This window comes from Mycobacterium sp. NGS35, from assembly GCF_059812855.1.
Genome location: NZ_JCALDL010000009.1, coordinates 120,827 through 142,241 on the forward strand (window position 1 = coordinate 120,827; position 21,415 = coordinate 142,241).

Here is a 21,415-nt window from a genome sequence, read left to right on the forward strand (position 1 = left end):
CACGCACGCTCGGCGCACCGGTGGCTAGCCGACGGTGATCTCGGCCTTGTCGGGATAGAACGCCACGTGGCCGGCGATCGCGGCCACCGCCTCATACGGGTGCTCGTACGTCCAGATCGCATCTTCGACGGTGCCCGCAGAGGTCACCACGCTGTAGTAGCTCGCGTCGCCCTTGAAGGGGCAGTACGTCGCGGTGTCAGTGCGCCGCAGCAGGTCACGGTTGACGTCGCTGCGCGGGATGTACTGGACGGGCGGATACGTCGACTCCTGCAGCGTCAGCGCATTGTCCGTCTCGGCCACCACCTCCCCGTTGACGCGGACGGTGACGTGTCCGACGGTCGGGGTGACCGTGATCGGGTGGCGGGCGCTCGGTTGCAGACGCGGCTTGCTCATAGGACAGTCAACGCCGGACCGGGCGTAAGATTCCCGGGCAAGCCCAGCTGGAGAACGGCTAACCCGCCCTCGATTTCCTGGCCGCCGCCCGCAACTCGACCCAGAACCGCGCCGCGGCGCGAATCGAATCCTCGACCGGCTGCGGCTGCCAGCCCAGCTCCCGTACCGCCTTGCTGTGGTCGAGTGGTGCTTCGGCCCGCATCAGCCTCAGCGACCGCAGGGTCAGCATCTCGCGGCTGCCGCGGCGCGACTTGAGGCTGCCCATCGTCGCCATGCCGTAGAGCACCGGCAGCGGCACGGATCGGCGGGGCACCGGCGCACCGGACGCCTCGGCCGCAATCCGCACGATCTCCGCGTTGGTCATCATCTTCTCGGAGACGATGTAGCGCTCGCCGTTGCGGCCGCGTTCGGCAGCCAGAATCATGGCCCGCGCCGCATCGTCGACGCCGACGACCTCCAGCGCGATGCCGTTCATCACGAACGGCACCTTCCCGAATGCGGCGCCGGCGATCATCGCGCCGTGCGGCGTCATCGCCCAGTCGCCGGGGCCGTAGGTGGTGGACACGCACATCGCGACCGCGGGAAGCCCGTCGTCGGCGGCATAGCGCAGCACCAACTGCTCGGCCTGCAGCCGCGACAACACGTACGGGCCCAACGACCGCCGCCAGTGCAGCTGGTCCTCCTCGGTGGCGACGTGCCCTCGGCGGCGGCCGATCGTCACGTAGCTGCTGGTGAACACGAACCGCCGCAGCGGCATCGTGCGAGCCACCTCGAGCACGTTGCGGGTGCCCTCGACGTTCGTCCGGAACAGCGGCGCGGGATCCCGCAGCCACGCGCGGGTGTCCACCACGCAGTAGTAGACGACGTCGCAGCCGCTCATCGCCTCGCGCAGTACCTCGGTGTCGAACACGTCGCCGTAAAACCGTTGCACCGCAAGGTCGTCGATGCCTTTGGTGTTCGCGCCGCTGCGCACCATCGCGCGCACGTCGGCGCCGCTAGCCACCAGCTGGCGGGTGACGTGGCTGCCCAGGAATCCGTTCGCGCCGATCACCAGAGCCGTCGTCATCGGTATTGCTCCATCCAGCGGGCCGCCTCGTCGGGCAGCGTGCCGAGCTCTTGTGCCTTGCGGCACCACTTCATCGTCGCCTTGACGAACCGCAGCGGGTTGTAGACGTCCTCTTGGCGGCGCCACAGCCCGTCGCCGGCGTAGGTGATGATCGAAATGTTCGTGGCGCTGATGATCGTGCCGTCACCGGGATCGGCCATCGGGTTGTCGAGCTCCATGATGATCCGTCCCGTCGGCTCGTCGACCACCGACCACAGCGTCGGAAACGCAGTCATGTAGCTGCCCGGGAACGTCGTCATCGTCTTCCAGATCCACTCCCGCACTTCGTCGCGGCCGCGCATCGTGCCGGCGGCATGCTCCACGTATTCGACGTCTGCGGTGTACTGCTGCACCCACGGGTCCCAGTCGCGGGTCTCGGCGGCCCGCGCCACGGTCTGCTCGAAGTGCTCGAACGCCGCCGTCAACTCGGCGCGGCCAAAACCGGTCACAGCTCAAAACTAGAACACGTTCTACCAGCGTTGTCGAGGGGCGACCCATCGGTGTAAGGAGGAGCCATGACCTACAAGAAGGCGATACTGGCCGGCGGGTGCTTCTGGGGCATGCAGGAGCTGATCCGCAAGCAGCCCGGGGTGGTCAGCACGCGCGTCGGCTACACCGGCGGCGAGAACGCGAACGCCACCTACCGCAACCACCCCGGTCATGCCGAGGCCGTCGAGATCACCTACGACCCAGAGCAGACCGATTTCCGCACGCTGCTGGAATTCTTCTTCCAGATACACGACCCGACCACGAAAAACCGGCAGGGCAACGACGTCGGCACCAGCTACCGCTCGGCGATCTTCTACCTCGACGACGAGCAGAAGCAGATCGCCCTGGACACCATCGCCGACGTCGAGGCGTCTGGTTTGTGGCCCGGCAAGGTCGTCACCGAGGTGACCCCGGCGAGCGCCTTCTGGGAAGCCGAGCCGGAACACCAGGACTATCTGCAGCGCTATCCCAGCGGGTACACCTGCCACTACGTCCGGCCGGGCTGGAAGCTGCCCAGGCGGGCCAGCAGCACTAAGTAGTCATCAGCTGCACTGCGGCAGCGAGCGCAGCGCATCCGCCTCGAAATCCACGCGCTCACCGGAGTCGTCGAGCACCAGTTGCAGCTCGCCCGATTCGACGAACCGCCGACCGTCGTCGGCCGACAGCAGCCACTGCGCGCCGTCTCCGGGCCAACGGCCGCCGACCACGCGGATCTTGCCGTCGTCGTCCGCTTTGACGCAGCTGACCGGCAACTGGGGTGGCACCTGCCGGAAATACACCGCGAGCCGTTGCCGATTCAGGTTGGTGCCCACCGGGATTCCGATCACCGGAAGTTCGGTTCCGCTCGGCCGATCGCTGAGTGCCTTGCGTACCTCGCGTGAGCCCATCCCGGCCCCGAACCAGTTGAGCGTGAACACCGTGGAGAGGTAGTCGACGATCGCGAACGCCAGCAACCCACCCGCCCCGGCCGCACCCACCCCCGCAGCGCCGACGGCGGCCGTCACCGGCAGCGCCAGCAGCCCGACCACCGCGGCCACTCCCACCGCGGTCGCGGCGTGGCCCGCAGCGGTGAGGCTGAAGTTCGGCTGCACAACGGGTTTCGCAGTCTGGGTGGGTCGCACACCCACGGTGCGCGGTAGTTCGGCGATCCGGTCGTTGGCCCGCTTGACCTCCGCCTCGTACTCCTCTTCGCTCAATTCACCGGCGCTTCGGCGTTCGCCGGCCTGCTGCAGTGCGCGCTGCAATTCCTCCATCGTCTCGCCGGTGAAGGTTCTGGTCTCGTTGCCCACCGCGTCACGGGGGATGTCGTCGAGCACCATGTCGTAGGTGATCGTGAACGCGGCGTCGAAGTCGTAGAACTTGCTGTGCGCGGTGACTTTTCCGTCGATCACCAAGCGCCCGTCCCCGGTGCGGGGCGTGATGTCGGCGTCCAGTGATTCGAGCACACGCTCGTCGCCGCCGATCATCACGGTCTTCGGGCCGTCGAGCAGACACGGCGCGTCGGGGTCGAAGTCGGACTCGTCGAGATTGAACGTCGACTTCACGGTGTCACGCACCTCACGCAGGATGCTCCACCCGGTGACGGCCAAAGCCGTGTGCTCGCCAGGGTTTTCGGCGAGTACCGACGCGGGCAGCTCTTCGCCGGCTGGCAGTTCGCGCAGCGTCTTCAGTTGCACGACGATCGATTCGTGCGGGCGGCCGCCGACCTCGTAGCGTTGCACCACCGCGTCGAGCTCCTTGACGGTGCTGTCGTCGTCCGCGGCCGGGTCGACGTCCATGGTGGTGGGCAGCACGCCCACGATGCCGTCCTCGCCGAGTGCTGCCACCTCGGGGCCGACCGCCTCGGCGATCTGTGCGGCAATGAAGTCCAGCACCGCGGTGCGGGCGTCGTCGTCGGAGATCGCCGGGTGGCGCAGCTTCTGCAGATTCACCAGCAGCTCACCGGCGACGCAGTGGGTGATCCAGTACGCCTCGGCGTCGTCGAGGTCCCAGGTGACGCGCGGGTCCTTCCCACTGAACATGGTGTCGCCGTTGGGTTTTCGCTCGACACCGGGGCCGTAGAGACGTGCGCCGTCGTCGGCTGCAGCCGCCACGAGAACCGGCGCATCCTGCGATTTGAAATTCAGCGCAATGGTCTGCTTGCCGGGCTCGGGCTCACGGCATTCCAGTTGTTCGTGAATGGTGAGCCGGCCCATCAGCGGGATCTCGTTGTACGGGATCTGCCGCGACTCCCCGGCGCGCGGACCGTCGGGCACTGTGACTGTGCGCGGCGGTAGCGGCACCAGCGGGATGCAGGTGACGGATTCGATCGCGAGCTTGGAGTCGAAGATCGCCAGGTCGATCGCAAAGTGCCGCAGCGGATCCCGTTCTTGGCCGTCGACGTGCTCTCGCCACAGCCGCCCGCGGGCGTCTTCGACGAACCACACCCGGTCCAGGGTGAGGTCGAGCGTGGCGGTCGCGGTGAAGCCGGGGCCGTTGGCCGGCTGTGAATACTTCTCGCCGCCGAAGAACTCGAGCGTGAGGTCCTGCACCCGCTGTCGATGGATCTCGACCATGGTGTCGGGGCGATCCATGGCTGAACAGTTAGCCAGCCTGGCCGCGGCTCAAACGTCAGCGGTGACGCATGACGATCCGGCCGCCCTGCTTCGGCGTGTACGCCACGCCGCGAGAGTGCACCTTCTCGCCGGGGTCGGTGGTCGAGTCGAGCTCGAAATGACGCAAGACCGTCCGCAGCACCACATCCATCTCGGTGTTCGCGAACGCCGCGCCCAGGCAGCGCCGTGTCCCTCCCCCGAACGGCACCCAGGCGAACGTGGGCGGCCGGTTGCCGACAAACCGGTACGGGTCGAACCGCTCCGGCTCGGGGAACGCGGTCTCGTGCAGCTGCGCGATGCTGACGACGATCGAGTAGCCCTGTGGGATGCGCCAGTCACCGAGCTCGAACACGGGCGCCGCGACGTGGCGGCCGGCGAAGTCGATGACGGTCCGCGCCCGCTGCACCTCGAGGATGGTCGCTTGACGCAACTCGTTGCCGTCGCCGTCGGCCTCCTCGGTGAGTGCGGCGACGATGTCGGGGTGTCGGCGCAGCCGCTCGAACGCCCAGGCCAGCGTCGATGCCGTGGTCTCGTGGCCCGCGGCGACCAGCGTCAGCAGCTCGTCGGAGATGTCCCGGTGCGACATCGGCGAGCCGTCGTCGTAGCGGCTGCGCAGCATCAGCGCGAGGATGTCCGTGCGCTCGTCGAAGTACGGGTCGGCTTCGGCCTTCGCGATCAGGGTCTCGACGATCGTGTCGAACCGCTGGTGCGACGCCGCCAGCCGGCCCCACGGGCTGAACCGGCCGTACGTCCGTGACGGCTGGGGCAGTGTAGCCAGCCGCGAGCCGAGCTTCACCCAGCCGGGTATCAGCCGGCGCAGGTCCTCGAGCTCGGCGCCCTCCGCGCCGAACACCGCACGCAGGATCACATTCAGCGTGATCCGCATCATCGGCTCCAACGTCCGAAACTCCTGTCCCACAGGCCAATTCGTAGCCTCGCGGAGAGTCTCTTCTTCGATGATCCGTTCGTAGTTCTTGATGCTCTTGCCGTGAAACGGCGGGTGCAGCAGCTTGCGACGGTTGCGGTGCTCGGTGCGGTCGAGCGCGAAAATCGAGCCCGGCCCCAGTACTCGGCTGAGGTTGGGCTTGATGTTGAGCAGGTCGTCGGTGCTGGCCATGAACACCTGCTTGACCAATGCCGGCTCGGCGACCACGACGGTGTGGCCGAACACCGGAATGTTGAGCGTGAACACGTTGCCGTAGCGGCGGGCGGCTTGCCGAATGGTCCAGCGACGGGACACCACGAAACCCATGCCCTGAACCGGCCTGGGCAGCGGCACTTGCGGCGGGAGTTTGGCAGGGGGCGGCGCGCTGCCGCTTTCGACGAGGTTCAGGGCCGCTTCGCTCATCGCTCACTCCCAACCGCAGTCGTGGTACCACGCAGTACCACAGTGTCGTGTTGTACGGTACCGGTTAGTACCGTGCCGATCAAGACTCGACCGTGGACAGGAGGCGCGATGACGGTGGCCGACATCGCCGTCACGGCTTCCGAGCAAGACCTCGAGCACCCGTTTCGACGCCGACTGCTCGACGGTCTGGCCGAGTCGATCGCCGAGCGGGGGTACCGCGACACCACGATCGCCGACATCGTCCGGCACGCCCGCACCTCGAAGCGCACCTTCTACCAAGAGTTCGACGGCAAGGAACAGTGTTTCGTCGAGTTGCTGCGCACGGCGATCGAGGACATGGTCGTCCAGATCAAGGCGGCCGTCGACCCAGAAGCCAACTGGCAGAAGCAGATTCACCAGGCCATCGACGCCTACGTCGGCGTCATCGAGTCACGTCCGGCCGTCGCGCTGAGCTGGATCCGTGAGCTGCCTGCGCTGGGCGCCGCAGTGCGGTCGGTGCAGCGGCACAACATCGAGGTGCTGACGCAGATGCTGGCCGAGGTGACCAGCAATCCCGGGTTCCGGCGCGCAGGCCTGCGGCCGGCGTCCCCGCAGATGTCGGTGATTCTTCTCGGCGGCCTCCGTGAGTTGACCGCGTTGACAGTCGAGGACCGCAAGGATGTCCGCGCGATCGTCGACACCGCCGTGGCTGCCTCGATCGCTCTGGTGTCGGCCGAAGCTCAGGCGTCCTGACGCGCGTCGCGTCGGTACCGGCTGACGAATCTGCGTCCGTTCACCAGGAATTCGAGATTTTCGGCCACATCCCGCAGCGGCTGAGGGCTGCGCAGCGACCGGCACAGGATCACCGCGCCCTCGATCGCGGCAAGCATGGTGGTGGCCAGCGTCGCCGCGTCGTCGTCGGGAAAGCCGTCGGCCACGAACGAGCGGGTGAGCGCATCGCGCCACTGTCCGAATATGCGTGCCGCATCGGCGGCCAGCGGCGGATCCTCGTCGGTGCTGCTGATCGCCGCGGCGGCCACGGGACAGCCGGCCATGAAGTCGCTTTCACGCAGCACGGCTTCCCACATCTCGACGAATTCGTGGACCAGAGCCATCGGGCCTCTGGCGGCCGCCTCGCCGATCGCGGTCGTCATCGATTCGCCGGCGAACTGCAGCGCTTCGGCCAGCAACTGATGCCGGCCGCCCGGAAAGTGGTGATACACCGAGCCACGTGGCGCACCGCTGCGGGCAAGCACCTCGTCGATGGTGACGCCGGCCGCGCCGCGTTCCCGCAGCACTTCGGCGGCGCTGGTGAGCATCCGGCGCTTGGTGGCGCCTCGCTTAGCGCGTTGCCGCAGCATGTCCATGCTCGACGGCGCGCGTCACGCCGCGGAGTCGGCCGCCTGCACGGGACGGCCGGACCCGCGGACTTCTTTGCGGCGCCACGTCCGGCAGCTGTGGTACCAGGACTTCTTCCCGCCGTCGTCGTGTGCCGAACGCGTGAAGTGCAGTCCGGCGATGTTCAGCTCAATGGTCGTCATGGCGGTTTACCTTTCGCGGAGCGGTTGCATCTCCGCAGCCCCGACTATGCCGCTAGCCATACTAACGGTCAAGAAGGCCGTGATCTGGCCGTTATCTTTGCGGGCACTTCCCTGCGCTGATTGCCAGAACTATGCGCCAAGTCATACTTTCTACGGGGTCATCACGACCTTGATCATGCCGTCCTGCTTCTTCTGGAACGTCTCGTAGGCCGCCGGCGCCTCGTCGAGGGACAACCGGTGGGTGGCGAAGGACTCGACGCCCAGCGGGTCGTCGGACGTCAGCAGCGGCATGATGTCGGGAACCCAGCGCTTGACGTTGGCTTGCCCCATACGCAGCTGCACCTGCTTGTCGAACAGCGTCATCATGTTGATCGGGTCGGCGGCGCCGCCGTAGACGCCGGACAACGAAATCGTGCCGCCGCGGCGCACCATGCCGATCGCGGCATTCAACGCGGCGAGCCGGTCGACGCCCGCGTTGCGCATCACCACGCGACCGACCGGCGACGGCAGGAAACCAGCCGCGGTCTGGGCGGCCTCGGCGATCGGCGAGCCGTGCGCCTCCATCCCGACAGCGTCGATCACCGAATCGGCGCCACGACCGTCGGTGGCGTCGACCACCACGGGTTCGGCGTCGTGCTCGTTGAGGTCGATCACCTCGGCGCCGAAGTCGCGGGCCCGGCTGAGCCGCTCCGGCACCAGGTCCACACCGATCACGCGGCAGTTGCCACGATGCAATGCGATCCGGCACGCCATCGACCCGATCGGTCCGAGCCCGAGTACCACCAGCGTGCCGCCGTCGGGAACGGCGGCGTATTCCACCGCCTGCCATGCCGTCGGCAACACATCCGACAAATAGACGTACCGTTCGTCGGGCCCGTCGTCGGGCACCTTGATGTGCGTGTACTGGGCCTGCGGCACGCGCAGGTACTCGGCTTGGCCGCCGGCGACTTCGCCGTAGAGCTTGGAGTAGCCGAACAGCGCGGCACCGGTGCCCTGGTCCCGGTTCTGCGTGGTTTCGCACTGGCTTTGCAGCCCGTGGTCGCACATGAAGCAGTGCCCGCAGGAGATGTTGAACGGGATCACCACACGATCGCCGACCTTGAGGTCGCCGACCTCACGACCGACGTCTTCGACTACGCCCATCGCCTCGTGGCCGAGGATGTCTCCCGGTGTCATGAATGCGCCGAGCACTTCGTACAGGTGCAGGTCCGAGCCACAGAGGTTGGTCTTCGTCACCCGGATGATGGCGTCGGTGGGTTCCTTGATCAACGGGTCGGGCACGTTCTCGACCGACACCTTGCGCTTGCCCTGCCACGTCACTGCTCGCATCAGACCTCCCGGAGTTGCTTGGACAGCCATGCCCGTTCGCGGTGGTGTCAAACATTCAGTGCGCCAAGGCGACAAGTGTCGACGCGCAGGTAAGCGGGTATAGGTTGCGCCAACACTCGACGGCGGAGGTGACACGTGAGCGTGACTTCGAAGGTGGCGTACAAGGCCCTGTCGATTGCGGCGAGCGTCGCCGGCGGGCTTCTGGCGGGCGCCGTGTTCAACCAGATCTGGAAACGCGTCGGCGAGTCCGAGGAGACACCGGACCCGAAGGACCTCGGGCAGTCGTCGCGTGAGGTGCTGACGGCCGCCGCGCTGCAGGGTCTGGTATTCGGCGTCGTGCGGGCTGTCGTGGATCGGGCGGCGGCGCGCGGCTACCAGGCCGTCACCCATGAGAACCCCGTCTAGCGAACCGGCCGCAATGTCACCCGACCCGGAAGATCCGCGCAAGCCCGATTCGCCGACGGACCTCACCAAGCCCTCGCTGATCTATTCGGTGCGCATGGCGGTGCGCGAGTTCTCCCGCGACCAGTGCCTGGACCTGGCGGCGGCGTTGACGTACTACGCGGTGCTGTCCCTGTTCCCGGCACTGGTCGTGATGGTGTCGCTGCTCGGCGTGTTCGGCCAGGGCAAGCGCACCGTCGACACCGTGCTACAGGTGGTGGCCGACGTGGCGCCGGCGTCGGCGGTCGACACCCTTCGCGGTCCGGTTCAGCAGTTGGTCGACACGCCGTCGGCCGGTTTCGCGTTGGTTGTCGGTCTGCTGGGTGCGCTGTGGTCGGCGTCGGGATACGTCGGCGCGTTCAGCCGCGCGATGAACCGGATCTACGAGATCGAAGAGGGCCGACCCATCTGGAAGCTGCGCCCGCTGCAGTTGGCGTTGACGTTGGCGGGGCTGGTGCTGGCGGCGGCCGTCGCGTTCATGTTGACGGTGAGCGGGCCGCTGGCGTCGGCGATCGGGGATGCGATCGGCCTGGGTGATGTGGCGATGGGCGTCTGGCGGATCGGGCGGTGGCCGCTGATCTTGGTGTGCGTCGTGGTCGCGGTCGCGGTGCTCTATTACGCCACTCCGAATGTGCGGCAGCCGAAGTTCCGCTGGATCAGCGTCGGCGCGATGGTCGCGATCGTGGTGTGGGTGGTCGCGTCGATCGGGTTCGGCGTGTACGTCGCCAACTTCGCCAGTTACAACAAGACCTACGGCGCGCTAGGCGGGGTGATCGTCTTTTTGCTGTGGCTGTGGATCACCAATGTGGCCTTGCTGTTCGGCGCAGAGGTGGATTCGGAACTCGAGCGTGGCCGCGAACTGCAGGCCGGGCTGCCGGCTGAGGAGGAGCTGCAGTTGCCACCGCGCGACACGCGGCTTCTCGAGAAGAACCAGGCCAAGCAGGACAAGGACATCGAGCGTGGCACCGCGTTGCGGCAGTCCCGCGGGAAAGAGCAGTGATGGCCGCTAACCCGGTGCAGGGAGCCGTCGGCCGGGCCACCGACAACGACGCATTCCAGCTCGCGGCGCGCGCCGGGTTCGTGATCAGCGGCATCCTTCATCTTCTGGTCGGCTACATCGTCGCGCACATCGCGCTCGGGTCGGCCGGAACCGCCGACCAGTCCGGCGCATTGGCCGCGCTGGCAGCCGGACCCGGCGGAGCCGCGTTGCTGTGGGCAACTGCCGCCGGCTTGGCCGCCTTGGGCCTGTGGCGACTGGCCGAGACCGTCGTCGGCCAGCACCCCAGCGAGCGCAAGGTGGAGGAGCACGGCATCACGCAAGTGACCAACCGACTCAAGTCTTTTGGCATCGCCGTCGTCTACTTCGCGATTGCATTCTCGGCGGCCAAGTTCGCGACCGGCGGCAACGAGCCGAGCACGGCACGCAACGCCGGGCTGAGTGCGCGGCTCATGCAGCATGGGTGGGGAGAGTTCCTGCTCGTGGTGATCGGGTTGGCGGTTGTGGCGGTCGGCGGCTATCACGTCCACAAGGGTGTGACGAAGCGTTTTCTGGACGACGTGACCGTTGCGGGTGGGCCGCTGCTCATACCGCTGGGCATTGCCGGTTACGTTGCCAAGGGACTGGTGCTGGCCGGCGCCGGCGTTCTGCTGATCGTCGCGACGATGACGTCCGACCCCGCCAAAGCCACAGGCATCGACGGTGCCGTGAAGCTCTTGGGTGCGGCACCGTTCGGCAAAGTGCTGCTGATTGCAGCGGCGCTCGGGTTCGCCGCGTTCGGGTTGTATAGCTTTGCCCACAGCCGGTACTGCCGGTTGTAAACGGATCGTCGACAGGAAGGTGCCCACGTGACCGAGGCTCCGAGGGAAGAACGCTCGTGGGAACAGTGGCCGGGCAAGGCCTATCCGCTGGGCGCCTCCTACGACGGGTCGGGCACCAACTTCGCGATCTTCAGCGAGGTGGCCGAGCGGGTGGAGTTGTGCCTGTTCGACGCCGACGGGACCGAGTCACGCGTGACGCTCAACGAGGTCGACGGATTCGTGTGGCACGGTTTTCTGCCGCAGGTCGAGCCGGGCCAGTGCTACGGGTACCGGGTGTACGGGCCGTACGATCCCGCCGCCGGACATCGGTGCAATCCGAACAAGCTGCTGCTGGACCCGTATGCCAAGGCCATCGACGGCAACTTCGAATGGAACCAAGCGCTTTTCAGCTACAACTTCGGCGACCCCGACAGCCGCAACGACGAGGACTCGGCACCGCACATGCCGAAATCGGTGGTCATCAACCCCTACTTCGACTGGGGTGTCGACCGCCCGCCCGGCCACGAGTACGCGAACACGGTGATCTACGAGGCCCACGTCAAGGGCATGACTCAGCTGCACCCAGACATCCCCGATCGCATCCGCGGCACCTACTCAGGGATCGCGCATCCGGCGATCATCGAGCATCTGCAGAAGCTGGGCGTCACCGCGATCGAGCTGATGCCGGTGCACCACTTCGCAAACGACTCGCATCTCGTCGAGAAGGGCCTGTCAAACTACTGGGGCTACAACACAATTGGGTTCTTTGCGCCCGATTTCAAATATGGCTCCAGCACCACCCCGGGCGGGCAGGTGCAGGAGTTCAAGACCATGGTGCGCACCCTGCACGAGGCGGACATCGAGGTGATCCTCGATGTCGTCTACAACCACACCGCCGAGGGGAACCATCTAGGCCCGACGCTGTCGATGCGCGGGATCGACAATGCCGCCTACTACCGCCTCGTCGACAACGACAAGCGCTACTACATGGACTACACCGGCACCGGCAACAGCCTCAACGTCGGGCATCCGCACACGCTGCAGCTGATCATGGATTCGCTTCGGTACTGGGTGACGGAGATGCACGTCGACGGATTCCGGTTCGACCTGGCGTCGACGCTGGCCCGGGAGTTCTACGACGTCGACCGGCTGGCCGCGTTTTTCGAACTGGTGCAACAGGATCCCATCGTCAGCCAGGTGAAGCTGATCGCCGAACCGTGGGATGTCGGCCCGGGCGGATATCAGGTGGGCAACTTCCCGCCGCAGTGGACGGAATGGAACGGCAAGTTCCGCGACACCGTGCGCGACTACTGGCGCGGAGAGCCGGCGACGCTCGACGAGTTCGCGTCGCGGCTGACCGGGTCGGCGGATCTGTACGAGCACACCGGACGGCGGCCCGTGGCGTCGATCAACTTCGTCACTTGCCACGACGGTTTTACGCTGCGAGACCTGGTGTCCTACAACGAGAAACACAACGAGGCCAACGGTGAGGACAACCGCGACGGCGAAAGCCACAACCGGTCGTGGAACTGCGGCGTCGAGGGACCCACGGACGACCCGGCGGTCAACGAGCTGCGGGCGCGTCAGCAGCGCAACTTCTTGGCAACCCTGTTGCTTTCGCAAGGCGTGCCGATGATCAGCCACGGTGACGAGTTGGGCCGCAGTCAGCAGGGCAACAACAACGGCTACTGCCAGGACAACGAGATCACCTGGGTCCATTGGGACGAGGCCGACACCGCGTTGACGGCGTTCACTCAAGAGGTGTCCGCGTTGCGTACCGAGCACCCAGTGTTCCGTCGTCGCCGATTCTTCACCGGCCGGCCGGTGCGCCGGCGCGGCGCCGAAGGCCTCCCCGACATCTCGTGGTTCCGGCCGGACGGGTCGGAGATGAGCGACGACGATTGGGAGGCCGGCTTCGGCCGGTCGATCGCCGTCTATCTGAACGGACTCGGGATTCCCGACCTCGACGCGCGCGGGCAGCGGGTGACCGACGACTCGTTCGTACTGTGCTTCAACGCTCACGACGAGGCGCTCGACTTCACACTGCCGCCGGCCGAATTCGGGTCGGCGTGGTTGCCGGTGGTCAACACGGCTGTCATCGCACCGACGGACGGGCCGGAGCCCAAGCCGATCGCGGCCGCCGGGATGCTGAAGGTCGAGTCACGCGCGATGGTGGTGCTCAAGAACGTATCGGAGTGAGCCCTTGGTGCCCTAGGCTTTGTCGAGGGTTGACTCCAGGCGGAGGTGATCGATCGTGGTTCGTGCACTAGGCATTCTGACCACCGCGGGTGCGGCCGCGCTGGCCGTCGCGGTGTCGACCGCCGCACCTGCGGCCGCCGGCGAGAACGAGTACCTGCATCTGCTGGCGCCGAAGTATCCGTTCCTCAGTAACCAGCAATTGCTCGACGAAGGCCACCGAGTGTGCCGCGCCATCGACAGCGGCATGATCTCCCCCGATGCCGCCAAAATGGTGCAAGACGATCTCAAGGCGTCGCTGGCTGTAGCGGTGGACATCGTCAGCACTGCCGCTGTCACGCTCGGCTGCTGATCTCGAATATCACTGGGAGGCAGCGGCTTTGACGGCCTCAGAACGGGGCCGGGTCGTCGTCGTCGGTCATACTCCTGCGCTCGATGTCCCATATATCGGCCCGCTCTTGCGGCGGTGGCGGCGGTTTGGCTCGAGCGGCGCTCGGTTGGCGTCGATACTCCGCTAGAGCGGCCGCGTTGAGCCTGCGCTCCTGCGCGATGTGGTGGGCGCGGTCAGCCGCACGGCTGCGGCGTCGCCGCGGCATCATCAGCCCGCGACTGGCAACCGGGTCTGCCGACACCGGTCGTTTGGGAAGTGCGGCGGTCGCGGTGTTCCAGGCGGGGAAGAAGATTCGGCTGCACGGCAGTGTCTTGTAGGTTCTGCCGCTGGGCGCCGTCCAGATCACGGTGCCGTCGGGTAATTGCTCGTCGACCCACCCGCCGATGCCTGTCCAGAAAGTCTTGAGCAAGTGGTGTTTTCGGCAAAGTGACTTGAGGTTGGACGGGTGGGTCGGGCCGATCGGCCACGGAATCGTATGGTCGACATCGCACAATTCCGCGGGGTGCTCGCATCCGGGGAAACGGCATGTGAGATCTCTACAGCGCACGAATTCGGCCATCTTGGCTGACGGGACATAGCCCGGTTCGGGCATGGCGCCGGGCGTGTAGACCTGCTTGACGGTGGCGCCTCGGCGGATCAGCTCGGCCAACAGCGGGCTCGGCACGATGCCCCGGCGGCCCAACAGGCCCACTGCCGGTGCGTGCTCCTGTGGCGGCGGCGGTTCCAACTCGCCGGCGGCGGGTTCTTCCCCGGACATCCGCGAATCGGGCTGGGCGCCAAGAGCGGAGGCGTCGGTGACCACGTGGATCACGACGTTGGCCGCTCTCGCGTCGGCACCGCCAGCCGAGCAGTCCGGGTTGTTGCAACCACACGCCAACCGGTCGGCCCCTGCCGCTAGCGCCCCGAGCGCGTCGGCACGGCGCTGTGCGATGGTACGCGGGTCATCGTCGCAGACTCCGTGGGCCATCGTCATGAGCCGGCGGTCCAACACCGCGGCGTCACTGGCATAGAGCCGACCCCACACCGCGGTGGTATCGCGCGCGTCGTCTTTTTTGCCCACGTGCAAATCGCGGCTGCGCGCACGCTGACGCACCTGTCGGCGTGCATCGGGATCACGGCGATCAATCCACACGTCGATCGCCTGAGCCAATTTGTAATCCGACAACTCGCCGAAGCTGCCGGCGCGCTCTGCCAGCGCTGAATCGATGTACTCCAGCACGGCCGCGTTCTCGACGAGATGCGTGTGCCAGGCAATCGCCGAAATCACCCGGTAGCTGACCTTCCCTTTCAAGAAGAGCGCAGCCACCTTGGGCACGCGGTCACGCAATGTCAAGCTCAACGACATCTGGCTCGACGCCTTTTTCGGACTGGTGCCCAACGCGGCAGCTACTTCGCCAGCGACGCTGTCCCAACCATCGCAGGCCCAGTGCGCGCGATCGCCTTCCTTGTCGCAGCGCCGTCCGGTGAGTTCGGCAATTGCGGCCAACCGGCGCGCACAGGCCGCCGCCTCGACGCGGTTCCATTGCTCGATGGCCGCGACCACGGTCTCGTCGTCGGCTGCGCGCAACGCCTCGGGTTCGGGCGGGAGGTCATCGAACATGTGTTCGAGTATAGCTGGATCCACTGACCGACCGATCACTTCGTCGCGAGCCTGTGGATGAACCGAATCAGTTGCTCGGGTGCCGGAATGGGCAGCCTAGTATTGCGCCGACGACGTAAAGCAGTGCGGTACCGAGCGAGGCGAACTTGACCAGTGCCGCGCGGCGCGCCCGACGCGTATTGACCGCAATCGCCTCACGATCCAGAACCTTCAGCAACGACACTCCCTCCAACGCATCGGCCAAGACAGCAGGTACCACCACCGCGACCACAATCGGCGGATGCTGGATCCGGCGGCGCGCCCGGTCCACCAGCAGCGCGGTCAGGAATCCATGCGTTCGGCTCGCGGTGCGGTCCCGGCCAGTTCGAACGGAATGATCCCTGGGCCGCCAGTGGGTCGCAGCCGTCGCTCGATCATGAGCATGACTGCGGTATAACCCACGAAAGCTACTGTCGCCGAGGCTAATTCGCGTGTCTGAGTGGACTGCACGAGAAACCCCTTCAACCAAGCGTTTTATCACTACCAATCCTTCGTTGACCAGTCGGCCGAAGCAACAGCGAAGATGGACTGGAACGCAGGATGACATGCAGAACGGAGTCGGACTTTCATGAGCAACGGGCGCCCCAACGTACTCATCATCGGCGGAGGGTTCGGCGGTCTGTTCTGCGCCCGCCGACTCGGACGCGTCGATGTAGACGTCACACTTCTCGACCGCACCGCCTGCCACGTCTTTCAGCCGCTGCTGTACCAATGTGCAACAGGAACGCTGAGCATCGGCCAAATCAGCCGGTCGCTCCGCGAAGAACTGGCCCGCCACCGCAACGTCACGACGCTGCTCGGCGAAGCCATCAGACTCGATGCTGATGCACGCCGAGTCACCGCCCGTCGTCCCGATGAATCGACTTTCGACCTCGAGTACGACTACTTGGTGATCGCGGCCGGCATGCGCCAGTCCTATTTCGGCAACGAAGAGTTCGCCGCATGGGCACCCGGAATGAAGACGCTTGACGACGCATTGAGCATTCGCCGTCGAGTGTTCGCAGCGTTCGAGATCGCCGAGAGCCTGCCGCCTGGTCCACAGCGAGACCAATGGCTTACGTTCGCCGTCACCGGAGCAGGGCCTACGGGTGTCGAACTGGCCGGGCAGATCCGGGAATTGGCGACCCGTTCGCTAGCCAATGAATTCCACAGCATCAACCCGGAGGACGCGCGGGTGCTGTTGTTCGACGGCGGAGACCGGGTCCTCAAGAGCTTCGCACCGGCGCTCGGTGAGCGCGCGTCACGGACATTGGAGGCATTGGGCGTCGAACTGCACCTCGGCGTGCACGTGACCGACGTCCGACGCGACGGGGTGACCGTGAGCCGGAAAGATGGTGGCCTGCAACAGAATTACGCCACCCGCACGGTGCTGTGGACGGCCGGCGTGGAGGCCGTCCCCTTTGCGCGGCACGCAGCGGAGGTGTTGGGCGCCAAGACCGACCGATCCGGGCGCATCTCGGTGAACTCGGACCTGTCCGTGCCCGGACATCCCCAGGTTTTCGTCGTCGGTGACCTGGCCGGGCGTGACGGCCTGCCCGGCGTGGCGGAGAACGCCATGCAGGGCGGATGGCACGTGGCCGCCTGCATCCGGCGCGAACTCGGCAGAGGCGGACGCAAGGATTACCGCTACCGCGACCTCGGATCAGCGGCGTACATCAGCCGTGGCCATGCGCTTCTGCAGGCGGGACCCCTCAAGATCACGGGCGTCCTCGGTTGGCTGGCCTGGGGTTTCATCCACATCGCATTCCTCACCGGGGTACGCAACCGCTTCAGCACCGTCGCGACGTGGATGGCGAGCATTGCGCGGGCCAACCGCAGCGACCGGACATTCATCCTCGGCGGTTCGGGCCACCCCGAGGAGCCATACACATGGGAATCACCGGTACATCAGGGACACCACAGTCTTGACGCGAAGCCGAAGCAGCATTAAGCCGACCACATGGCGGTAAAAATCACCGATCTCCTCGGCTCCCGACTCGACACTCTGCGCTACCAACCCACCGCGAAACGGCTACGCGCCGCGGTGAACCACCACGTCGTCGTCGACACCTGCGACGGTCTGCTGGTCTGGGAGCCCCGGCGCGTCGTTCCCACGTATGCTGTTCCGCTGCAAGCGGTCTCAGCGCAGCTACAGCCGACCACGAACCGGCCGGGGTCCGTCGATGCGCCCATCCTGGACCCCAGCAATCCTTTCGCCCACCACAGCAGCCCCGGCCAGTCCTACGATGTCGCGGTCGCCGGTATCACGCTGCCGTCAGCCGCTTTTCGTCCGACCGACCCAGACCTAGCACGTCATGTCATGCTGGATTTCGCCGCGTTCGACTGGCGTGAAGAGGACGAGCCGATCGTCGCTCATCCACACGATCCGTTTCACCGGATCGACATTCTGCGCAGCAGCCGCCATGTCCGCATCGAGCTCGGCGGGCAGGTTCTCGCGGAGTCGACGAAGCCCGTGCTGTTGTTCGAAACGCTTCTGCGCGTGCGGTACTACCTTCCTCCCGACGACGTCGCCGTGCGCCTAGAACCCAGCGACACTGTCACCTACTGTGCGTACAAGGGCCGCGCGTCGTACTTCTCGTTGCCCGGCGGACCGCGCGACATCGCCTGGACCTACCGCAGCCCGCTACGAGAAGCCGCCCCTATCGAAGGCCTCGTCTGCTTCTTCGACGAGCAACTCGACGTCACGGTCGACGGCGCTACCGTGGGGTCATGAAGGCGCTGATCATCACCGATGTCCAGAACGATTTCTGTGAAGGCGGCACCCTCGAAGTCACCGGCGGCAGCCGCGTCGCGCGGGCAATCAACCACCACCTTGCAACCACCCACTACGACCATGTGGTGGCCACCAAGGACTTTCACGTCGACCCGGGCAGCCACTTCTCCGAGAACCCGGACTATCTGCACTCGTGGCCGCGGCACTGCGTCGCCGGCACGCCCGGTGCTGAGTTTCACCCCGACCTATCCACCGAGCCGATCGAGGCGGTGTTCATCAAGGGCCGGTACTCAGCGGCGTACAGCGGCTTCGAAGGCACTGACGAGAACGGCACACTTCTCGCCGACTGGCTCAAGCAGCGGGGCGTCGACGAGGTCGTGGTGGTCGGCATCGCGACCGACTACTGCGTCCATGCGACCGCCCGCGACGCTGTCCGCCACGGGTTCAGGACGACGGTGCTGAGCGACCTGACGGCAGGCGTCGCGCCGGATACGTCGCACACCGCGCTCGACGATCTCCGCTCACGCGGCGTCGCAGTCGCCTGATTCAGTCGGCGACGGGGAAGAAAGAGTCGCCGTCTTCCGGCGTGCCGTCCACCTGGCCGCGCGTGACGCGGGAATCCTCGACGATCACCCCGTCCACCACGTCAGCTTCCTTCAGTCCGAACTCCGGCGAAGAAACGCCGTCCTCCAAGGTGTCCGGGTCGGGCGCGGGGCCGTCGGCGGCGGGCTCGGGCTCTTCGGCGGCCAGCCGCTCGTCGAGCGAATCGTCGTCACGCGGCTCGATCCAGGTGTCAGGCGGCTCCACCACCTCGTCACCGTCGTCGTTGCGTACGTCGTCGGAGTCCAGCGACTCCGCGGGGCTCAGGGTGTCGCCCGGCCCACCTGCGTCGGGATCATCAGCCCTGTCTGTTGGCATAGCGCTCGATTATCCGCCGCCTCCGTCCACTAAACACAGTCGCCGATCCAGCCTGACCACGGACGCCGACATCTGGGCCGCCCCAAGACGTCGACACCGACACGAGGACTTTCATAGCCGGGTCGCGTTCTTGCGCCGGAGCATTCTCTTGGAGATAGAGCGCGCATCGTGGCGCAGCGGTCGAAGACACCTCGGTCGTATAACGCGAAGAGGACTGAATACGACAGAGGCATGTCGACAGGCACCCTCGATAGCGCTGATCGGTATGAACTCAGATGGAAGCGCGGTTCTGAGCTCGGTGTTGACCCGTTGTTTCGCATCGGTCAACGGGATGTCCCGCGTCACCGTTTTGTCGTCGCTCGAACAGCCCGCAGCGAACAATAGTGCCGTTACCGTCAGCAGCTTGACCGGAAAAACGTTGGTACGAACGATCGCTATTCGCTATTCGCTATTCGCTATTGACAGCGGTGGCCTTCGACTCAATGTTCATTCGGACCTACAAGTGTTATGACAAAGTTAATAACGCGGCTCCCGCTCGCGTCAGGGTTCAGTTCCCGGTAAACATTTCCGGTTGTCGCTCCGCCGGTTTTCCATTCTGTATTCCAGATGGTCCATTGCTCGACAGTGGCACATTGGCCAAACACACCTGATCGATACCACATGTCAAGGAAGGCACGAGGTGGTTCCGCCACCATGCTCTGTTCAGTTGGGGCGGGGCACATCCGGCCACGGGTCGGAGCAAAGTCGCGTCTCTTTGAGCGTGCATCTGGCGCAAATACGCATCCACGTCTTGCTTCGGGGCTTCGAAGGCGGCTCCTATGCTCCGCTCTGAGCCGAGGTTTGGATGTGCCTCGAACGCCTGAATGGGGACGAACGAGTCTGGCAGTGGCACCGACTTGGCGGCGGCGTCAATCTTCTGCGCGGCTTCGTGGGCTGGGATGTTGTCCACAGATTCCGAACCGATGTCCGCGCACCCTGTAATTAGCAGAAGCGCTGCTAACACTGTGATCGCGCTGACCACGTTTCTTTGCGATATCAACGCACGTTTCCCTTGATAGTCTGCGGGGTGCTTGACCCCGTTATGAGGAAGTCCTGTGCTTTACCCGCGGCTTGAAGGTCGTGCGCATAGTTCGACATCGTGTCAGCTGACCGTCGGCCGGCGCGCCCACGGCCGCACCGATTCGATCTGCGCACTCAACGACAGCAGAGTGGCCTCGTCGTGCGGCCGGCCGACCAGCTGGATCGACAGCGGAAGCCCGTCGGCGTCAAAGCCGAACGGCACCACCGCGGCCGGCTGGCCGGTGACGTTGAACATCTCCTGAAACGGCACCCGCTGGCCGACGAGCAGCAGCGTCGTGACAGCGCCTCGGCGCTGGTAGGCACCGATCCGCGGTGGCCCGGTCGTCGCGCCGGGGGTGACGACGACGTCGACGTCGTCGAAGATCGACAGCACTCGCGCGCGGACGCGGTCCTCGGCCGCGAGGACGGCGGCCATCCGGCGGTTCGAGAACAGACCGCCCAGCCGTCCTATCCGCCGAGTGCGCGCTTCCAGTCGCTGCGGGTAGGGCATCGTCGCGATGTCGTCGTGCACGCCGCGCAGGTACCGGGGCAGCAGGTTGGTCAGCGTGGCGGTCGGTGGATAGTCCGGATCGCGGGCGACGACGTCGTGGCCGAGTTCGCGCAACAGCACGCCGGCGTCGTGAATCGCGCGACGCTGCGCCCGGCCGACGGGTGCAATCAGAGGCGGAGGAACTTTGCAGCTCAATGCAATTCGTAGCCGATCCGGTGGGCGCGCCGCGGCACCGACGAACCCGCCCGGTGGCGCTTGTATCGAGGTAGTGACGTCGAGGAAAAGCGCTGCGTCGGCGACGCTGCGGGCGATCGGACCGTTGACACTGAGCCCGTACCAAGCGTTGTCATGCGGAGCCAGCGGCACCCGGTCCCGCTGCGGCTTGATCCCGAACACGCCGCACCAGGTGGACGGAATCCGTATCGATCCGGCGCCGTCGGACCCCAGCGCCATCCCTGCGAGCCCCGCGGCCACCGCCGCCGCCGATCCGCCGCTGCTCCCGCCGGGAGTGCGGCCGAGATCCCATGGGTTTCGAGTGGCGCCGTACGTCAGCGACTCGGTAAACGGCCAGATGCACAGCTCGGGCACGTGCGTCTTACCGAGAATCACCGCGCCGGCCTTGCGCAACCTGCTTACCACTTCGGCATCCCGGGTCTTGGCCGGCCCGTGCGCCCCCGTGCCCATCGCGGTGACCTCTCCTGCGACGTCGACGTCGTCTTTGATCGCGATCGGAACACCCAGCAGCGGCAGCCTTTCTCCGGCGTCGATGCGCCGCTGCGCAGCCGCGGCTTCGTCACGCGCCGATTCCGCGAGCACCACGCGGTAGCTGCGCAACAGCGGGTCCAGCCGAGCGATCCGGTCCAGATAGGCCTCGACGAGTGCCGGCGCGCTGACAGTGCCGGCGGCAAGCATGCGGGCCAGCTCGGCGGCGCCGGCGAACGCGATGTCGGTGGTCACGATGCCGCCATTGTC

Annotated in this window: 22 protein-coding genes; 10 read left to right on the forward strand and 12 right to left on the reverse strand. The window is 66.1% G+C overall.

Annotation, left to right across the window (positions count from 1 at the left end):
* Positions 1-24 precede the first annotated feature (24 nt).
* The 3 genes from AC5Y4C_RS15670 to AC5Y4C_RS15680 are packed head-to-tail and all read right to left on the reverse strand — an operon-like array spanning position 25 to position 1,947.
* Positions 25-393 carry a DUF427 domain-containing protein gene (locus tag AC5Y4C_RS15670; protein WP_499904717.1) on the reverse strand — a complete coding sequence of 123 codons (369 nt, stop codon included), beginning with the start codon at positions 391-393 and terminating at the stop codon, positions 25-27.
* A 58-nt stretch (positions 394-451) separates the two neighbouring features.
* Positions 452-1,459: an NAD-dependent epimerase/dehydratase family protein gene (locus tag AC5Y4C_RS15675; protein WP_499904714.1), complete on the reverse strand. Its 1,008-nt coding sequence runs from the start codon at positions 1,457-1,459 to the stop codon at positions 452-454.
* Positions 1,456-1,947 (reverse strand): nuclear transport factor 2 family protein, encoded by a 492-nt coding sequence (locus tag AC5Y4C_RS15680; RefSeq protein WP_499904712.1) that lies wholly within the window; start codon positions 1,945-1,947, stop codon positions 1,456-1,458. Before AC5Y4C_RS15680 ends, AC5Y4C_RS15675 begins: the two co-directional genes overlap by 4 nt.
* 66 nt (positions 1,948-2,013) lie before the next feature.
* Between AC5Y4C_RS15680 and msrA the strand changes: the two genes are divergently transcribed.
* A complete protein-coding gene (gene msrA, locus AC5Y4C_RS15685) occupies positions 2,014-2,526 on the forward strand; it encodes a peptide-methionine (S)-S-oxide reductase MsrA (protein ID WP_499904709.1) in 513 nt (170 codons plus the stop codon).
* A 3-nt stretch (positions 2,527-2,529) separates the two neighbouring features.
* On the opposite strand, the gene AC5Y4C_RS15690 is transcribed toward msrA, so the two are convergent.
* Positions 2,530-4,560: a hypothetical protein gene (locus AC5Y4C_RS15690; RefSeq protein ID WP_499904704.1), complete on the reverse strand. Its 2,031-nt coding sequence runs from the start codon at positions 4,558-4,560 to the stop codon at positions 2,530-2,532.
* 37 nt (positions 4,561-4,597) lie between these two features.
* Positions 4,598-5,929, reverse strand: a complete 1,332-nt coding sequence (locus AC5Y4C_RS15695; protein ID WP_499904701.1) for a cytochrome P450 — start codon at positions 5,927-5,929, stop codon at positions 4,598-4,600.
* A 123-nt stretch (positions 5,930-6,052) separates the two neighbouring features.
* Between AC5Y4C_RS15695 and AC5Y4C_RS15700 the strand changes: the two genes are divergently transcribed.
* Entirely contained in the window at positions 6,053-6,661 is a 609-nt protein-coding gene (locus AC5Y4C_RS15700) for a TetR/AcrR family transcriptional regulator (protein ID WP_499906264.1), read from the forward strand.
* On the opposite strand, the gene AC5Y4C_RS15705 is transcribed toward AC5Y4C_RS15700, so the two are convergent.
* From AC5Y4C_RS15705 to AC5Y4C_RS15715, 3 genes are all read right to left on the reverse strand, one after another.
* On the reverse strand, positions 6,649-7,269 hold the full coding sequence (locus AC5Y4C_RS15705) for a TetR/AcrR family transcriptional regulator (protein WP_499904698.1): 621 nt from the start codon (positions 7,267-7,269) through the stop codon (positions 6,649-6,651). The genes AC5Y4C_RS15700 and AC5Y4C_RS15705 overlap by 13 nt on opposite strands.
* A gap of 21 nt (positions 7,270-7,290) precedes the next feature.
* Positions 7,291-7,449, reverse strand: coding sequence for a hypothetical protein (locus AC5Y4C_RS15710; RefSeq protein WP_499904695.1), 159 nt, complete (start codon positions 7,447-7,449; stop codon positions 7,291-7,293).
* A 150-nt stretch (positions 7,450-7,599) separates the two neighbouring features.
* On the reverse strand, positions 7,600-8,778 hold the full coding sequence (locus AC5Y4C_RS15715; RefSeq protein WP_499904692.1) for a zinc-dependent alcohol dehydrogenase: 1,179 nt from the start codon (positions 8,776-8,778) through the stop codon (positions 7,600-7,602).
* A gap of 135 nt (positions 8,779-8,913) precedes the next feature.
* Here AC5Y4C_RS15715 and AC5Y4C_RS15720 point away from each other — a divergent pair, with 135 nt between their 5' ends.
* From AC5Y4C_RS15720 to AC5Y4C_RS15740, 5 genes are read left to right on the forward strand one after another with little or no spacing between them, the layout of a single operon-like run.
* A complete protein-coding gene (locus tag AC5Y4C_RS15720) occupies positions 8,914-9,183 on the forward strand; it encodes a DUF4235 domain-containing protein (RefSeq protein WP_499904690.1) in 270 nt (89 codons plus the stop codon).
* Positions 9,167-10,219: a YihY/virulence factor BrkB family protein gene (locus tag AC5Y4C_RS15725; RefSeq protein ID WP_499904686.1), complete on the forward strand. Its 1,053-nt coding sequence runs from the start codon at positions 9,167-9,169 to the stop codon at positions 10,217-10,219. The genes AC5Y4C_RS15720 and AC5Y4C_RS15725 overlap by 17 nt, the downstream gene beginning before the upstream one ends.
* Complete coding sequence (locus AC5Y4C_RS15730) at positions 10,219-11,037, forward strand: DUF1206 domain-containing protein (protein ID WP_499904682.1); 819 nt, start codon at positions 10,219-10,221, stop codon at positions 11,035-11,037. Before AC5Y4C_RS15725 ends, AC5Y4C_RS15730 begins: the two co-directional genes overlap by 1 nt.
* A gap of 27 nt (positions 11,038-11,064) precedes the next feature.
* A complete protein-coding gene (gene glgX / locus AC5Y4C_RS15735; protein WP_499904679.1) occupies positions 11,065-13,215 on the forward strand; it encodes a glycogen debranching protein GlgX in 2,151 nt (716 codons plus the stop codon).
* Positions 13,216-13,270: 55 nt separating this feature from the next.
* Positions 13,271-13,564 carry a DUF732 domain-containing protein gene (locus tag AC5Y4C_RS15740; RefSeq protein WP_499904676.1) on the forward strand — a complete coding sequence of 98 codons (294 nt, stop codon included), beginning with the start codon at positions 13,271-13,273 and terminating at the stop codon, positions 13,562-13,564.
* Positions 13,565-13,601: 37 nt separating this feature from the next.
* Here AC5Y4C_RS15740 and AC5Y4C_RS15745 read toward each other — a convergent pair whose 3' ends face one another.
* Positions 13,602-15,203, reverse strand: a complete 1,602-nt coding sequence (locus tag AC5Y4C_RS15745; protein WP_499904672.1) for an HNH endonuclease signature motif containing protein — start codon at positions 15,201-15,203, stop codon at positions 13,602-13,604.
* Between the two features lie 67 nt (positions 15,204-15,270).
* Complete coding sequence (locus AC5Y4C_RS15750; RefSeq protein ID WP_499904669.1) at positions 15,271-15,513, reverse strand: hypothetical protein; 243 nt, start codon at positions 15,511-15,513, stop codon at positions 15,271-15,273.
* 297 nt (positions 15,514-15,810) lie between these two features.
* Between AC5Y4C_RS15750 and AC5Y4C_RS15755 the strand changes: the two genes are divergently transcribed.
* From AC5Y4C_RS15755 to AC5Y4C_RS15765, 3 genes are read left to right on the forward strand one after another with little or no spacing between them, the layout of a single operon-like run.
* Positions 15,811-17,172 (forward strand): NAD(P)/FAD-dependent oxidoreductase, encoded by a 1,362-nt coding sequence (locus AC5Y4C_RS15755; RefSeq protein WP_499904666.1) that lies wholly within the window; start codon positions 15,811-15,813, stop codon positions 17,170-17,172.
* A 9-nt stretch (positions 17,173-17,181) separates the two neighbouring features.
* Positions 17,182-17,955, forward strand: coding sequence for a DUF427 domain-containing protein (locus AC5Y4C_RS15760; RefSeq protein ID WP_499904664.1), 774 nt, complete (start codon positions 17,182-17,184; stop codon positions 17,953-17,955).
* Complete coding sequence (locus AC5Y4C_RS15765; RefSeq protein WP_499904662.1) at positions 17,952-18,500, forward strand: nicotinamidase; 549 nt, start codon at positions 17,952-17,954, stop codon at positions 18,498-18,500. The genes AC5Y4C_RS15760 and AC5Y4C_RS15765 overlap by 4 nt, the downstream gene beginning before the upstream one ends.
* Position 18,501: 1 nt before the next feature.
* Here AC5Y4C_RS15765 and AC5Y4C_RS15770 read toward each other — a convergent pair whose 3' ends face one another.
* Positions 18,502-18,873 carry a hypothetical protein gene (locus tag AC5Y4C_RS15770; protein WP_499904660.1) on the reverse strand — a complete coding sequence of 124 codons (372 nt, stop codon included), beginning with the start codon at positions 18,871-18,873 and terminating at the stop codon, positions 18,502-18,504.
* 1,141 nt (positions 18,874-20,014) lie between these two features.
* Positions 20,015-21,403 (reverse strand): amidase, encoded by a 1,389-nt coding sequence (locus AC5Y4C_RS15775; protein WP_499906262.1) that lies wholly within the window; start codon positions 21,401-21,403, stop codon positions 20,015-20,017.
* Positions 21,404-21,415: the final 12 nt, after the last annotated feature.